The organism is Variovorax sp. NFACC27 (assembly GCF_048301545.1).
GTDB classification, from domain to species: Bacteria; Pseudomonadota; Gammaproteobacteria; order Burkholderiales; family Burkholderiaceae_C; genus Variovorax; species Variovorax gossypii.
In genome coordinates, this window is sequence record NZ_CP157613.1 from 2,109,452 (window position 1) to 2,123,891 (window position 14,440).

13 protein-coding genes are annotated in these 14,440 nt (G+C 68.4%); 8 read left to right on the top strand and 5 right to left on the bottom strand.

What is annotated here, in order from left to right; genetic code table 11:
• Nucleotides 1-3 precede the first annotated feature (3 nt).
• Nucleotides 4-1,287 carry a heme biosynthesis protein HemY gene (locus ABL840_RS10015; protein WP_093305673.1) on the top strand — a complete coding sequence of 428 codons (1,284 nt, stop codon included), beginning with the start codon at nt 4-6 and terminating at the stop codon, nt 1,285-1,287.
• A 16-nt stretch (nt 1,288-1,303) separates the two neighbouring features.
• On the opposite strand, the gene ABL840_RS10020 is transcribed toward ABL840_RS10015, so the two are convergent.
• A complete protein-coding gene (locus ABL840_RS10020; protein WP_093305671.1) occupies nt 1,304-2,866 on the bottom strand; it encodes an MFS transporter in 1,563 nt (520 codons plus the stop codon).
• A 118-nt stretch (nt 2,867-2,984) separates the two neighbouring features.
• On the opposite strand from ABL840_RS10020, the gene ABL840_RS10025 reads away from it, so the two are divergent.
• Nucleotides 2,985-3,851, top strand: a complete 867-nt coding sequence (locus ABL840_RS10025; RefSeq protein ID WP_093305669.1) for a LysR family transcriptional regulator — start codon at nt 2,985-2,987, stop codon at nt 3,849-3,851.
• Nucleotides 3,852-3,907: 56 nt separating this feature from the next.
• On the opposite strand, the gene ABL840_RS10030 is transcribed toward ABL840_RS10025, so the two are convergent.
• Complete coding sequence (locus tag ABL840_RS10030; protein WP_093305667.1) at nt 3,908-7,078, bottom strand: Rne/Rng family ribonuclease; 3,171 nt, start codon at nt 7,076-7,078, stop codon at nt 3,908-3,910.
• Between the two features lie 553 nt (nt 7,079-7,631).
• On the opposite strand from ABL840_RS10030, the gene ABL840_RS10035 reads away from it, so the two are divergent.
• Genes ABL840_RS10035 through ABL840_RS10050 form a run of 4 tightly spaced genes read left to right on the top strand, consistent with a single transcriptional unit; the run spans nt 7,632 to nt 10,799 of the window.
• Nucleotides 7,632-8,729 carry an RluA family pseudouridine synthase gene (locus ABL840_RS10035; protein WP_093305666.1) on the top strand — a complete coding sequence of 366 codons (1,098 nt, stop codon included), beginning with the start codon at nt 7,632-7,634 and terminating at the stop codon, nt 8,727-8,729.
• Nucleotides 8,722-9,393: an HAD family hydrolase gene (locus tag ABL840_RS10040; protein WP_093205068.1), complete on the top strand. Its 672-nt coding sequence runs from the start codon at nt 8,722-8,724 to the stop codon at nt 9,391-9,393. The genes ABL840_RS10035 and ABL840_RS10040 overlap by 8 nt, the downstream gene beginning before the upstream one ends.
• A gap of 16 nt (nt 9,394-9,409) precedes the next feature.
• Nucleotides 9,410-9,781, top strand: coding sequence for a Rieske (2Fe-2S) protein (locus tag ABL840_RS10045; RefSeq protein WP_093205065.1), 372 nt, complete (start codon nt 9,410-9,412; stop codon nt 9,779-9,781).
• 1 nt (nt 9,782) lies between these two features.
• Nucleotides 9,783-10,799 (top strand): S49 family peptidase, encoded by a 1,017-nt coding sequence (locus ABL840_RS10050; RefSeq protein ID WP_093205062.1) that lies wholly within the window; start codon nt 9,783-9,785, stop codon nt 10,797-10,799.
• A gap of 98 nt (nt 10,800-10,897) precedes the next feature.
• Here the strand turns inward: ABL840_RS10050 and ABL840_RS10055 are convergent, their stop codons facing one another.
• The 3 genes from ABL840_RS10055 to ABL840_RS10065 are packed head-to-tail and all read right to left on the bottom strand — an operon-like array spanning nt 10,898 to nt 13,406.
• Nucleotides 10,898-12,052 (bottom strand): MFS transporter, encoded by a 1,155-nt coding sequence (locus ABL840_RS10055; protein WP_093205060.1) that lies wholly within the window; start codon nt 12,050-12,052, stop codon nt 10,898-10,900.
• Between the two features lie 2 nt (nt 12,053-12,054).
• The gene (locus ABL840_RS10060) at nt 12,055-12,828 is read right to left on the bottom strand and encodes an SAM-dependent methyltransferase (protein ID WP_093305664.1); all 774 of its coding nucleotides are present in this window, start codon (nt 12,826-12,828) and stop codon (nt 12,055-12,057) included.
• Nucleotides 12,825-13,406 carry a Maf family nucleotide pyrophosphatase gene (locus tag ABL840_RS10065; RefSeq protein WP_093305662.1) on the bottom strand — a complete coding sequence of 194 codons (582 nt, stop codon included), beginning with the start codon at nt 13,404-13,406 and terminating at the stop codon, nt 12,825-12,827. Before ABL840_RS10065 ends, ABL840_RS10060 begins: the two co-directional genes overlap by 4 nt.
• A gap of 83 nt (nt 13,407-13,489) precedes the next feature.
• Here ABL840_RS10065 and ABL840_RS10070 point away from each other — a divergent pair, with 83 nt between their 5' ends.
• Nucleotides 13,490-14,047, top strand: coding sequence for a YceD family protein (locus ABL840_RS10070; RefSeq protein ID WP_093205053.1), 558 nt, complete (start codon nt 13,490-13,492; stop codon nt 14,045-14,047).
• A 170-nt stretch (nt 14,048-14,217) separates the two neighbouring features.
• A complete protein-coding gene (gene rpmF / locus ABL840_RS10075) occupies nt 14,218-14,400 on the top strand; it encodes a 50S ribosomal protein L32 (RefSeq protein ID WP_007830466.1) in 183 nt (60 codons plus the stop codon).
• Nucleotides 14,401-14,440: the final 40 nt, after the last annotated feature.

The following is a 14,440-nucleotide window of genomic DNA, read 5'->3' on the forward strand; positions in this document are numbered from 1 at the left end:
TCCATGCGCGCAGCAATCTGGCTCCTCGCCCTTTTCGCCGTCGCAGCGGCAGTCGCACTGTTCGCAGGCAACAACCAGGGCACGATCACCGTGTTCTGGCCGCCGTGGCGCGTCGATCTTTCGCTGAACCTCGTGCTCGTGATCCTGCTGGTGGCCTTCGTGCTGCTGCATGCGGCGCTGCGGGCGCTCGCGGCGCTGTTCTCGCTGCCGACGCAGGCGCGCCAGTGGCGCCTGCAGCAGAAGGAACGCACGCTGCATGCGGCCCTGCTCGACGCGATGGTGCAGCTGATTTCCGGCCGCTTCTCGCGCGCGCGCAAGGCCGCGCAGGCCGCGCTCACGCAGGAAAAGACATTGGCCGCGCTCGGCGCCAGCCTGCCGCAGGCGCAGCAGGTGCGCGTGCTTTCGCACCTGCTCGCTGCCGAGAGCGCGCAGGCGTTGCAGGACAAGGCGGCGCGCGACGCGCATCTTCAGCAGGCCCTCAACGAGAGCGTTGACCGCACCGTGCTCGCCAGCCCCGAGACGCGCGAAGGCGTGCAGCTGCGCGCGGCGCGCTGGGCGCTCGAAGACCGCGACGCGGCCGCCGCGCTCGCACGGCTCGAAGAACTGCCGCAGGGCGCGCAGCGTCGCACGCTCGCATTGCGCCTGCGTCTGAAGGCTGCTCGCCAGGATCGCCGCACGCTCGAAGCGCTCGAAACCGCGCGCCTGCTGGCCAAGCACCGTGCCTTCTCGGAAGCGGCTGCGCAGAGCATCGTGCGCGGCCTCGCCACCGAGCTGCTGTCGGGCGCGCACGACCCTGCGCAGTTGCTGCGTGCGTGGAGCGAACTCGACGCCAACGAGCGCGAGATGCCCGAGGTGGCGATCCACGCTGCCCAGCGCATGGTCGCCTTGCGTGGAGACCTTGCCCTTGCGCGCGGCTGGCTCCTGCCGGCGTGGGAGCGCATGGTGGCCAATCCGCGCGGCCTGGGCGACGCATTGCGCGTCAAGCTGGCGCGAGCGCTCGAAGCGGGGCTCGACTCCGTGGACGCCGAATGGCTGGCGCGCATCGAAGCCGCGCAGCGCAACAATCCGCGCGACCCGAACCTGCAGTACCTCGCCGGCATGGCCTGCATGAAGCGCCAGCTCTGGGGCAAGGCGCAGCAGCTGCTGATGCAGGCCGGGCTCGGGCTGCAGGACACGGAGCTGTATCGCCGTGCCTGGCTGGCGCTCGCCAAGCTGGCCGAAGACCGCGACGACGCCGAGCAGGCAGCCGAGGCCTGGAGGCGCGCGGCTCAGGTCGAGAACAGCTGAGTCTCCGCCGGGCTCTTCAGGGGCACGCGGGCTTTTTCAGGCCCTGCGCCGGTTGCGTCGACTGCTTTCCGCTGCCGAAGACGAGCCAGCTGATGCCGGCCAGCACCCACACGCCGATGCCGCCGTAGAGCATCACCAGCCCGAAGCCATGCACCAGCGCCGCATGCACCGTGGCGCCCGACGGGTCGGCCTGCGACAGCACCGGGAAGCCATCCGCAAGCGACGAGAAGCTGCCGGCCGCGATCTTCTCTGCCAGCGAGCGCAGCTGGGGCGCGTCGAGCGATGTGGAAAGCGCGCCGCGCAGATGCGCATGAACGCCTTCGAGCAGCACGAAGCCCATCAGCGCGATATTGATGGCCAGCGTGATGAGCCGCGCGCTCATGTCCATGCCCGACGCCATGCCCGCGCGTGCGCTCGGCACCGAGCCGGTGGTGGTGTTGGTGACGGGCGTGTTGGTCAGGCCCAGCCCGATGCCGGCCAGCAGGCAGCCCGGCAGCATCGTCATCCAGCTCGCGTGGGCTATGCCGCTGCCGTAGCGCATCGCGATGAAGCCGAGCCCGATCACGAACAGGCCCGCGGGAATGACGACGCCCGGGCGGTAGCGCAGCGAGAGCCGCTCGGCCAGCGGCGGCAGTACCAGCGTGGGCAGCGTGTAGGCCAGCAGCGCGGAGCCGGCGACGACCGCGTCGTAGCCCAGCGCACCCTGGAAGTAGATCGGTAGGTAGATCATGAACGGCCAGAAGCTGAAGTTCATGCCGATGGAGCCGATGATCGAGCCCGAGAAGTTGCGGATCCTGAAGACCGAGAAGTCGAACATCGGGTGCGGGTTGATCTTCTCCACCCACAGGAAGAGAACGAAGCTCGCGGCCGACGCGACCGCGATGCCGATGGCCGGCGGGCTCGAGAAGCCCAGGCCCGGCCCCTGCGTGATGAAACAGGTCAGGCCCAGCACCGCGAGCGACAGCGTGACGATGCCGGGCAGGTCGAGCCGCTGCGCGTCGGGGTCGCGCGACTCCTGCACGCTGCCGAGCACGAGGACCACCGCCAGCACGGCCAGCGGTGCATGGACCAAAAACACCCACTGCCAGCTCGACAGCGCCGCGATCGCGCCGCCGATGATCGGCCCGAAACCCAGGCCCATGCCGAAGACCACGCCCCAGGTGGCGAAGGCCCGGCTGCGCTCCTTGCCCTGCTGGAACTGGTGCGAGAGCGCCGCGAGCTGGCAGATCAGCATGGTGCCGCCGCTCAGGCCCTGGAGGAAGCGCGCGACGATCAGCACCGCTGCGTTCTGCGCGAGCCCGCAGGCCAGCGAAGTGAGGCCGAACAGCACCACGCTGACGACGAGGATGCGCTTGCGGCCATAGCGGTCGGCCAGCGTGCCGGCGCCCATCAATACCGTGGTGCAGGCGATGGTGTAGGCGTTCATGATCCACTGCATGTCGCTGAAGTCGCCATGCAGCGTTTTCTCGAGCGTGGGAAGAATGACCGGCACGCTGGAGATCTCCAGGCCGAACATCATGGCAATGAGGCAGATCGCGGCCAGCGCGACGCGGTTCTTGCCGGTGTGGGAGAGAGGCATCTGAGTCTTTCGAAGAGTCCCTGGTCGGGAAGTCCGGGCGATTCTGGGGAAAGCCTCTTCATGATGGAAATGATTTAATTTCCTAGAATCCATGAACAGTCATCATTTATCTGTTGCCATGGATTTCGACCCTGCACTGTTGCGCGCCTTCGTGGCCGTCAAGGAAGCCGGCGGCTTCACGCGCGCCGCCCAGCGGCTGCACCTGACGCAGTCGGCCGTGAGCCACCAGATCCGGCGGCTCGAGGAGCAGGTGGGCCGGCCGCTGCTGCATCGCACGACGCGCCGCCTCACGGTGACGGAGGACGGCGAGGACTTCCTGCGCTACGCACAGCAGATCCTCGAAACGCTCGACGCGATGACGCGGCGCTTCCAGCCGTCGCCGATCGCGGGCGTGGTGCGCTTCGGCGCGCCCGACACCTTCATGGGCGAGCGGCTACCGCCGCTGCTCTCGCAGTTCGCGCGCTCGTTTCCCGCCACGCGCATGGAGGTCAGCGTGAGCATGCACCTCGACTTCCGCGCCATGATCCGCGCAGGCGAGCTCGACCTGGCGGTGGTGATGTCGCCTCCCGGCTGCGAGGAGGGCACGCGCCTGCGTCGCACGCAGCTGGTGTGGGCGGCGGCCGAATGCTTCGAGCCGAAGCCGGGCGCATCGCTGCCGCTGGCCTTCTTTCCGAAACCTTGCGTCAACCGCGAGGTGGCGGCCGGGGCGCTGGACGCCACGCCGCGCGACTGGCACGTGGTCTTCACTTCGGCGAGCCAGCACGGCATTCGCGCTGCAGTGCTGGCGGGGCTGGCCGTCACGGTGCTCACGCGCGAGGACGTGGAACCGGGCATGAAGATCGTCGACGGCCGCTACGGCTTGCCGTCATTGCCCAGCGTGGATTTCTCGCTGATCTGGAGCGAGAACGGCAGGACCGAGTGCGCCTGCAGGTTCGGCGAGCTGATCCTGGAGATGCCGGAACTACCGGCACGCGACAAGGTTTAGCGGGGCATAAAAAAACGGCGCCGGAGGCGCCGTTTTCATTTGCGAGGGGGCGTCGCTCAGAGCGGACGCTGCCCTTGTTGCTGCTGCTCGAACGGCAGCGACATCGAACCGAGGTCGCGGCGGGTTTCGACCAGCACCAGCGGACCTTCGTCGAGCACGACCACCGGCGGGCGCTCGCGCGGCACGTGCACCGGCTTCGGCTCCGCCTCGATGGCGGCGCGCGCCTGGGCGATGCGCTCGGCGTCCGAGTTGACCCACTGCAGGCCCGAGCTCTCGGCGATCTGCGCGAGCTCGGCCAGCGGCAGTTCGAAAGGCTGGACCTTGGGCAGCGCGCGGCCGTTGGCGACTGCGGGTGCCTTGGCAGCGGCGGCGCTTTCGGCGACCACGATCTGCTCGGCAGCGGCAGCGGCAGCGGCAGCGGCTGCAACTGCGACGACCGGCGCGGGGCGCTCGGCGCGAACCTGCTGCTGCGGTGCCTCGCGGACTTCCGTGGCGACGGCAACGGCTTCGACAGCCTCGACGCGCTCGGACGCCAGCGGCAGTTGCTGCTGGGGCTCTTGCGAAGAGAAGCCTTCGCCAGCCGTTGCTGCGCCTGCATCGCCTTCTTCGCGCGGACCACGCTCGCGGCGGTCGCGACCGTAGCGGTCGCGCGAACGGCCGCGGCGTTCTTCGCCGTCGCGGCGCGGTGCCTGTTCGCTGCTGCCGTTGATGGCGGCTTCGCTGCCTTGTTCGACATCGGCTGCGGCGGCTTCGGCGCCGCGTGCATCCGCTTCGGCTTGCACGGCGTCGTTGCGGCGTTCGCGGCGACCGTCGTTGCGCTCGCCACGCGGTCCGCGCTGCTCGTCGCGGCCGTTGCGGGGCTGGCGCTGCTCGCCTTGCGCGGAGCCTTCGCCGGCTTCGGCGGCATTGCGCTCGCCACGTTCGCCGCGCTCATTGCGCTCGCCGCGTTCGCGACGCTCGCCGCGGGCGCGCGGTGCGCGTTCAGCCGTGTTGCCTTCGTCGCCTGCAGCGGCGCCGGCCAGTTGCTGGGCTTCGAGGTTGACGCCGTCGAGCGCCTCGGCCGGCAGCACGCTGTTGCGGCCTTCGCGACCTTCGCCTTCGCGGCGCTCGCCGCGTCCGTTGCGGCGCTGCTCGCCGTCGCGCGGGGCGCGCGCTTCACGCGGTTCGCGTTGTTCGCGCTGCTGGTTGTTGGCGCCTTCGTTGCGTTGCTCGTTGCGCTGTTCGTTGCCACGGCCCTCGCCGCGACCTTCACGGCGCTCGCCGCCACGGCCACCGCGGCGTTGTTCGCCGTCGCGGCCGCCCTGGCGTCCGCCGTTCTCGCCACGGCCTTCACCGCGGCCTTCGCCGTTGCGGCCGCCACGGCGCTGTTCGCCGTCGCGCGCGCCGCCGCGTGCTTCGCCGTCACGGCCGGGGCGACCGTCGCGGCGGGGCTTCGGTGCCTCGACCGGGATGGGGGCCGGTGCGGGCGCGGCGGCAGGAGCCGGCGTGCCGCCGAACAGGTTCTTGATCCAGGCAAAGAAGCCGGTCTGCGCCGGAACCGGCGCGCTCACCACGGGCGGTGCGACCGGTGCCGGTGCGGCAGGAGCGCGCACGGCTTCGGGCTTGGGCGGCACCACGGGAGCCGGCGCGTCGGGCAGCACGCCCTTGATGACCGGCGTCTGCTTGTTGGTGGGCTCCTGCGAGCGGCGCGTGACCGAGGTCGGATCCTCGATCTCGTCGGCCATCTTGTAGCTGGCCTCGATGTGGTCGAGGCGCGGGTCGTCGTGCTTCAGGCGCTCGAGCTTGTAGTTCGGCGTTTCGAGCGTCTTGTTGGGCACCATCAGCACGCTCACGCGTTGCTTGAGCTCGATCTTGGCGATTTCGGTGCGCTTTTCGTTCAGCAGGAACGAGGCCACTTCCACCGGCACCTGCACATGCACGGCGGCGGTGTTGTCCTTCATGGACTCTTCCTGAATGATGCGCAGGATCTGCAGCGCGCTCGATTCGGTGTCGCGAATGTGGCCCGAACCGCCGCAACGGGGGCAGGGGATCGACGAGCCTTCGCTCAGCGCGGGCTTCAGGCGCTGGCGGCTCATTTCCATCAGGCCGAACTTGCTGATCGAGCCGAACTGCACGCGGGCGCGGTCTTGCCGCAGCGCGTCGCGCAGGCGGCTTTCGACTTCGCGGCGGTTCTTCGACTCGTCCATGTCGATGAAGTCGATGACGATCAGGCCGCCCAGGTCGCGCAGGCGCATCTGGCGGGCCACTTCGTCGGCGGCTTCGAGGTTGGTGCGGGTGGCGGTCTCTTCGATGTCGCCGCCCTTGATGGCGCGGGCCGAGTTCACGTCGACCGAGACCAGCGCCTCGGTGTGGTCGATCACGATGGCGCCGCCCGAGGGCAGTTGCACGGTGCGGGCGTAGGCCGATTCGATCTGGTGCTCGATCTGGAAGCGGCTGAACAGCGCCGCGTCGTCGCGGTAGCGCTTCACGCGCGAGGCATGCTCGGGCATGACGTGCGCCATGAACTGCTGCGCCTGGTCGTAGATGTCGTCGGTGTCGATCAGGATGTCGCCGATGTCGTGATTGAAATAGTCACGGATGGCGCGGATGACGAGCGAGGATTCCTGGTAGATCAGGAAGGCGCCCTTGCCGCCCTTGGCGGCGCCGTCGATGGCGCTCCAGAGCTTGAGCAGGTAGTTCAGGTCCCACTGGAGTTCGGGCGCCGAGCGGCCGATGCCGGCGGTGCGCGCGATGATGCTCATGCCCTTCGGGTACTCGAGCTGGTCCATCGCCTCCTTGAGTTCGGCGCGGTCGTCGCCCTCGATGCGGCGCGAGACGCCGCCGCCGCGCGGGTTGTTCGGCATCAGCACGACATAGCGGCCGGCCAGCGAGATGAAGGTGGTGAGGGCCGCGCCCTTGTTGCCGCGCTCTTCCTTCTCGACCTGGACGGTGAGCTCCTGGCCTTCGCGGATCGCGTCCTGGATGCGGGCCTGGCTGGCCGACACGCCTTCGGCGAAGTACTGCTTGGAGATTTCCTTGAACGGCAGGAAGCCGTGGCGGTCTTCGCCGTAGTCGACGAAACAGGCTTCGAGCGAAGGCTCGACGCGGGTCACGACCGCCTTGTAGATGTTGCCCTTGCGCTGTTCGCGCCCTTCGATTTCGATTTCGTAGTCGAGCAGTTTCTGCCCGTCGACGATTGCCAGGCGGCGTTCTTCGGCCTGCGTGGCATTGATCAGCATCCGCTTCATGATGCGTTGTCCTTATATGTATCGTTCTACAGGCCCTTGACGAGCCAACGATGCACGGACGACGCCCGCGAAACCAGGGAATTGCCGCTTGGGCCCCGGATGCTGTCACTGCCGCGCAGGGCGCGGGCAGGCTCCTCGAGCGTTAGCTCAAGAAGACAGCCGGGGTGGGGGCGCGTGGATGGGCGCGAGCCAGATTCGGTGTTGGGTGGCTATCTTTTCGATAGCAGGTTGCGCGAGGATGACTCGCGCTGCGGATGATCCAATGCCCGAAGCCACTGGCAGGAGCCAGTGCAGGCACATTCGAATCAGCAGCATCAACACAACAAGGGACTCGCTTCGATCCGCCGGCAGCTTGGAAGCTGCAGGCTGGGGTATTCCGTATCGGTGTTTCGTGGGTGTCGGCTTGACTTGGACGCCTGGTCTGCCACTTTGCGCGGTTGCGCGGGGTTTGCAGCTCGGCGCCAAAGCGGCATCGACCTCCCAGCGCCGCCCTGGGTATTTGATGGCAGTGGACTAAACTTCTGTCTAATCAAGCACTTACACGACCGCGCTGGTGAAAAACATTATAGGTGCGAAGCAAAGCCCCGCGGCTGCTCGAAATCCCGCAGGCCCCGAGGCCTCCGGCGAGCCGGTGGCGCCGCATTCGGCCATCAGATTCCTCACGGTCGACGCCGAATCCGCCGGGCAGCGGCTGGACAACTTCCTTTTCCGCCATCTGAAAGGCGTTCCGAAGACGCACGTCTACCGGATCATCCGGTCGGGCGAGGTGCGCATCAACAAGGGCCGGGTGCAGGCCGAGACCCGCATCGAGGCCGGTGACGTCCTGCGGCTGCCGCCGATCCGCATTTCCCAGCGCGCGGAGGAGGGCGCGGCCCCGCCCGCGCCGGCGCGCGAATTCCCGGTGCTGCTCGAAGACGAGGCCCTCCTGGCCGTCGACAAGCCGGCCGGCGTGGCCGTCCACGGCGGCAGCGGCGTGAGCTTCGGCGTGATCGAGCAACTGCGCACCGCGCGGCCCGGGGCGAAATTCCTGGAGCTGGTGCACCGGCTCGACCGCGAGACCTCCGGCATCCTGCTGGTGGCCAAGAAGCGCAGCGCGCTGGTCTCGCTGCAGGACCAGTTCCGCGAGCGCGAGACCGGCAAGACCTACCTGGCGCTGGTCGAAGGCGACTGGCCGGCCAACAAGAAGGTGCTCGACGCCCCGCTCGCCAGGTACCTGCTGCCCGACGGCTCGGCCGGCGCGGGTGAGCGCCGCGTGCGCGTGGTCGCCAAGGACCACCCCGACGCCATGCGCGCAGTCACGCTGGTGCGGGTGCTGGCGCGGCTTTCGCTGCCGGGCGACGCATCGCCGATGTCGCTGCTGGCGGTGACGATCAAGACCGGCCGCACGCACCAGATCAGAGTCCACCTCGCCTCGGCCGGTCATCCGATCGCGGGCGACGACAAGTACGGCGAATCCGGACGCCAGCGCGCGCTTCACAAGCTCGGGCTCCGGCGCATGTTCCTGCATGCCTGGCGGCTGCAGTTCAATCACCCGGCCGGCGGCGAACGCGTGGCGCTGCAGGCCGGCCTGCCGCCCGAACTGCTCGCGCTGATGCCTCCCGCCGCCCTCGAGGCGATGGCCCAACACCCCACACCCACGGCCCATGACTGATTCAAACAGACCCCTACGTTTCGACCTGATCGCATTCGACTGGGACGGCACGCTCTATGACTCCACCCGCCTGATCGTGCGCTGCATCCAGGCGGCGGTGATCGACGTCGGCGGCGCCAAGCCGAGTGAGAACGACGCAGCCTGGGTGATCGGCCTCGGCCTGGCCGAGGCGCTCGCGCGCGCGGCGCCCGACGTGCCGAAGGAGAAATACCCCGAGCTCGGCGCCCGCTACCGCTATCACTACCTGCAGCACCAGGACGACCTCGTGCTGTTCGACGGCGTGCTGCAGATGCTCGATGCGTTGCGTGCGCGCGACCACAAGCTGGCCGTGGCCACCGGCAAGTCGCGCCGCGGCCTCAACGAGGCGCTGAAGTCCGTCGCGCTGCGCGACCGATTCGACGCCTCGCGCACCGCCGACGAAACCTTCGGCAAGCCGCACCCGCGCATGCTGCTGGAGCTGATGGAAGAACTCGATGTGCCGCCCGAGCGCACCCTGATGATCGGCGACACCACGCACGACCTGCAGCTCGCGCAGAACGCCGGCTGCGCCTGCGTCGGCGTGAGCTACGGCGCGCACGAGCCGGCGAGCTTCGACGAATTCAAGCCGCTGCACGTCGCGCACTCGGTCGCCGACCTGGAAAGCTGGCTCCTCGACAACGCCTGAAACTGAAGATGCCGCCATGAGCGATCAGCAACGCATTCCGCTGTGCAACGCCTCCGACCTGGCCGAAGGCGGCCTGGCGGTACCTTTCGACGTGGTCTACGGCGGAGAGACCTGCAGGGCCTTCGCCATACGCTTCGAAGGCCAGCCGCATGCGTTCCTGAACCGTTGCAGCCATGTCGCGATGGAACTCGACTTCCAGCCCGACCGCTTCTTCGACGACACCGGCCAGTGGCTGCTGTGCGCGACGCACGGCGCGGTCTACAGGCCCGACACCGGTGAGTGCGCGGGCGGCCCATGCCGTGGCGGCCTCGTGAAGATCGCGCTGAGCGAGCATGACGGCGTGGTGCACTGGCATACTGACTGGAACCTTCACCCCCTGACTTTCTGACATGACCGACCCGAACCGAACCGAACCCTCGGGATTCGAACCATTTGAGCGGGCCCCTTCCACGAACATGGCCAAAGATCCCACGCAGCGTCCCGGTTGGGAGCGCGCCACCCTCGAGAAGCTCGCCTTCGCATCGCTGAATGAACAGAAGGCCGCGCGCCGCTGGAAGACCTTCACGCGCCTGGCATGGCTGGCCTTCTTCGTCTTCCTGGCCTGGGCCGCGTTCTCACGCAGCACGCCGAGCGCGGCAAAGAGCACGGCCCACACGGCCGTCGTCGAGATCAAGGGCGAAATCGCCAACGGCGGCGACGCGAGTGCCGAGTTCGTGGTCGCCGCGATGAAGACGGCCTTCGAGGACGAGGGCGCCAAGGGCGTGGTCCTGCTGATCAACTCGCCCGGCGGCAGCCCGGTGCAGGCCGGCATCATCAATGACGAGATCAAGCGCCTGAAGGCCAAGTACAAGAAGCCGGTGTATGCGGTGGTCGAGGAGACCTGCGCCTCGGCGGCGTACTACATTGCCGCGGCGGCCGACAAAATTTACGTCGACAAGGCCAGCATCGTCGGCAGCATCGGCGTGCTGATGGACGGCTTCGGCTTCACCGGCGTGATGGAAAAGGTGGGCGTCGAGCGCCGCCTGCTGACGGCCGGCGAGAACAAGGGCTTTCTCGATCCGTTCAGCCCGATGAGCGACGCGCAGCGCGCGCACGCGCAGACCATGCTCAACCAGATCCACGCGCAGTTCATCAACGTGGTGAAGACCGGCCGCGGCGATCGCCTGAAGCTCGACACGCCCGGCCTGTTCAGCGGCCTCTTCTGGAGCGGCGAGCAGGCCGTCGAGTACGGCCTGGCCGACCAGCTCGGCAATGTCGACTACGTGGCGCGCGAGGTCATCAAGGCCGAAGAGGTGATCGACTACACCCGGCGCGACAACGTGGCCGAGAAGCTGGCCAAGAAGTTCGGCGCGGCGATGGCCGAGACCACTGTGCGCTTGATGCACACCACGCCGGCACTGAGGTAAGCCTCCAGGTTTCGCACGCCTTTTCCTTTGCAGGGGGCAACACCGGAGGCCCGGCGAAGCCGGTTCCTCGGTGTTTCGAGAAAGATCCGGCGTCTCTCTTATCTACTGTGGTTGCTGCCGGCGGTGTAGCGCGCCGATGCCGCCAGCGCCGCGGCGAACACTACGACCACATAGAGCGCGGCCGTCAGCGAGGTCGCCCGCGCCAGCAGCCCGATCACGGCCGGGCCTGCCATGAACCCCAGATAGGCCACGGCCGAGACTGACGCGATGCCGCGCGCGGGCTCGATGCCTGGCACCTTCGCCGAGGCGGAGAACAGGATCGGCACCACGTTCGCGAAGCCGACACCCACGCCGGCAAAACCGACCAGCGCGAGCCAGGGCAGGTCGGTGATGAGCACCAGCGCCATGGACACCGCCGCCAGCAAGCCGCTGCCGAGCAGCAACGCAGCCGGCGAGAAGCGGGCGCGCAGCGCGTCACCGCCGAAGCGCGCGGCAGCCATCGCGGCCGAGAAGCTCGCGTAGGCCAGCGCGGCCTGTTGCTGCGGACTGCCGATCTCCTGCTGCATGTAGAGCACGCTCCAGTCGTAGATCGCGCCTTCGGCGATCAGGCCGAGCGCAGCAAGCACGCCCAGCACCGCGAGCGTGCCTCGGGGCAGCAGGAAGCCATGGTCGACTTCGGTGGCGCCGCTGGTGGCGGGCCTGGGCAGCATGCGCAGCGAAGCCAGGGCGACGAGCAGCATCATCGTGGCCGCGACCAGCAGCAGGTGCGCCTGCGCACCCAGGCCGGCCGCGAGCGCGGCGCTGCCGCTGGCGGCGCCGGCCATGCCGCCGAGGCTGAACATGCCGTGCATGCCGCTCATTAGCGGCGTGTCGCCGTGCAGTTCGAGCTGTGCCGCCTCGGTGTTGATGGACACGTCGAACACGCTGGTCACGAGGCCGAAGGCGGCCAGCAGGAGCAGCAGGGCGGCATAGCCCGGCATGACGATCAGGCCGGCCAGCAGCAGCGCATAGACGGTGCCGCAGATGCCGGCCACGCGGCGCGGGCCGTGGCGGCCGATCCAGCGGCCCGCGCTGGTCAGGCCGAACATGGCGCCGGCGCCGGCTGCGAGCATGGCCAGGCCGAGCTGTGCCTCGTCTATGCCGTAGTGCGCCTTGACCGTGGGCACGTGCACGCCCCAGGTCGCGAAGATGAAGCCGGCTGCGAAGAACTGCGCGCGCGATGCCCAGCGCGTGGCTGCGGTAATGGCCACCATCGTCAGCGGCCGATCGCGAACACGGCGGGCAGGCGTTCGTCTGTCGTGGCCTGGGGCTTCGCGGCGCGCCAGGACTTGACCGTCTCGCTGCGCACATGGGCGGTGGCGAGCGTCAGTCCGCGCGCCACGGCGAGGCGGGTGTTGTGCTGCAGCGTCTGCACCAGCGCCTGCAGCAGGGCTGCATTGCGATAGGGCGTTTCGATGAAGAGCTGTGTCTGGCCCGACTTGAGTGCCAGCGCCTCCAGTTCGCGGATGCGGGCCTGGCGCTCGCCGGCGTCCTGCGGCAGATAGCCGACGAAGGCGAAGTTCTGGCCGTTGAGTCCGCTCGCGGCCAGCGCGAGCAGCAGCGAGACGGGGCCGGTCAGCGGCACCACGACAAGGCCGAGTTCGTGTGCAGCGCGCACCACCGACGAGCCCGGATCGGCCACGGCCGGCATGCCGGCCTCGCTCAGAAGGCCGACGTCGTGGCCTTCGAGTGCGGCGGTCAGAAGGGGGCGGGCGTCGAAATGGCCGGTGTGGTCGCCCTTCTTGTGCACGTCGCGCGGCAATTCCTGGATGTTCTGCGCCTGCAGGGGCGCGGCGAGCGGCGCGACGGCGTCGATGCGCTTCAGGTAGGCGCGCGCGGATTTCGCGTTCTCGCAGATCCAGTGCGTGATGCCGGCGGCCGTCTGCAGAGTGCCGAGCGGCAGCGCGTCCTGCAGCGGGGCTTGCGCTTCGCAGCCGAAGTCGAGCGGCGCGGGGACTAGGTAAAGCTTTCCTTTTTCCTGCTGTGTCATAGGAGGTCGACTCCCGCGGCGCGCAGCATCCGGCTGGTTCGTATCAGCGGCAGGCCGACCAGGGCGGACGGGTCGTCGCTGTCGATGGAGTCCAGCAGGGCGATGCCCAGGCCTTCGCTCTTGGCGCTGCCGGCACAGTCGTAGGGCTGCTCGGCCTGCAGGTAGTGCTCGATGGCTGCGTCGCTGAGGTCGCGGAACACCACGCGTACGGGCGCGATGTCGCGCTGGACGAAGTTTGTGGCCTTGCAGACGACGGCCACGGCCGTCTGGAAGATCAGCGTCTGGCCGCGCATGCGGCGCAGCTGGGCGGTGGCCCGGGCGTGGTCGCCGGGCTTGCCGAGCGCTTCTCCGGCGAGGTCGGCCACCTGGTCGGAGCCGATGACGACGGCTTCAGGGAAGCGGACAGCCACGGCGTTGGCTTTCTCCAGTGCGAGGCGCACGGCGAGGTCGCGCGGTGTTTCGCCGGACAGCGGGGTTTCGTCCACCTCCGGCGAGTGCACGTCGAAGGGCAGGCGCAGGCGGGTGAGCAGTTCGCGGCGGTAGCGCGAGGTAGAGGCAAGGATCACGGTGCGTTGCATGGGGACGATTGTGCGTGAGCCGCCTAAAACCCTCAGGCATGCCCCATGCCCGGCGAAGCGGCCGGCGCGCTAGACTGGCGCGGATGAAGAGAGAATTCGCCCCCGAACGGCTCAACGTGCCCGGCTTCGCCGCCGCTGGCGCCACGCTGGAGGCCGCCGATCCGGTCCCGAAATACGAACGCCTGGTCGCCGAACTGGCGGTTCCCGCGCCCGATGCGGTAGTCCACTGGACTGCCCATGGCGAAGATCGACCCGGTGCTGACGGCAAGCCCGTGCCGTGGCTGCACCTGGAAGCAGAGGCTGTCGTGCCGCTGGTTTGCCAGCGTTGCCTGTCGCCGGTCGACACCCCGATCGCCGTGGACCGCTGGTTCCGCTTCGTGGCCAACGAGGCCGTCGCCGAGGCGGAAGACGAGGAATCCGAGGAAGACCTGCTCGTCGTGAGCCGGGATTTCGACCTGCATGCGCTGATCGAGGACGAACTCCTGATGGAAATCCCCGTCATGCCGGCCCACGATGTCTGCCCCACGCCGGTGCAGCTTTCTTCCAGCGACGAGGACTTCAAGGCGGCTGAAGAAGCCAAGCCGAACCCCTTCGCAGTGCTCGGCGCGTTGCGTTCGCGCAAGCCGGAAGAGGGAAAGTAGCCCTTTCCCGCAGGCTGGGCTATAATCATGGGCTTCGCGCGCGCCGCCGTGAGCAGCGATACGAGAAACGACCAAGGGGAAAAGGGCATTCCATGCATGCCGCCCGGTTTCTTGTATTGCCACCGCTTGAGCCCGCATCCAATCACCAACCTAACAGTCCAGGAGCCATCATGGCCGTCCAGCAAAACAAGAAGTCGCCTTCCAAGCGCGGCATGCACCGTTCCCACAACGCACTGGTCGTTCCCGGCATTGCCGTCGAGCCGACCACGGGCGAAACGCATCTGCGCCACCACATCAGCCCCAACGGTTTCTACCGTGGCCGCCAGGTGCTCAAGAACAAGTCCGAAGCCTGATCCCGCATCCCAAGGCCAAGGCCCGAAGCTACTTTTGTCG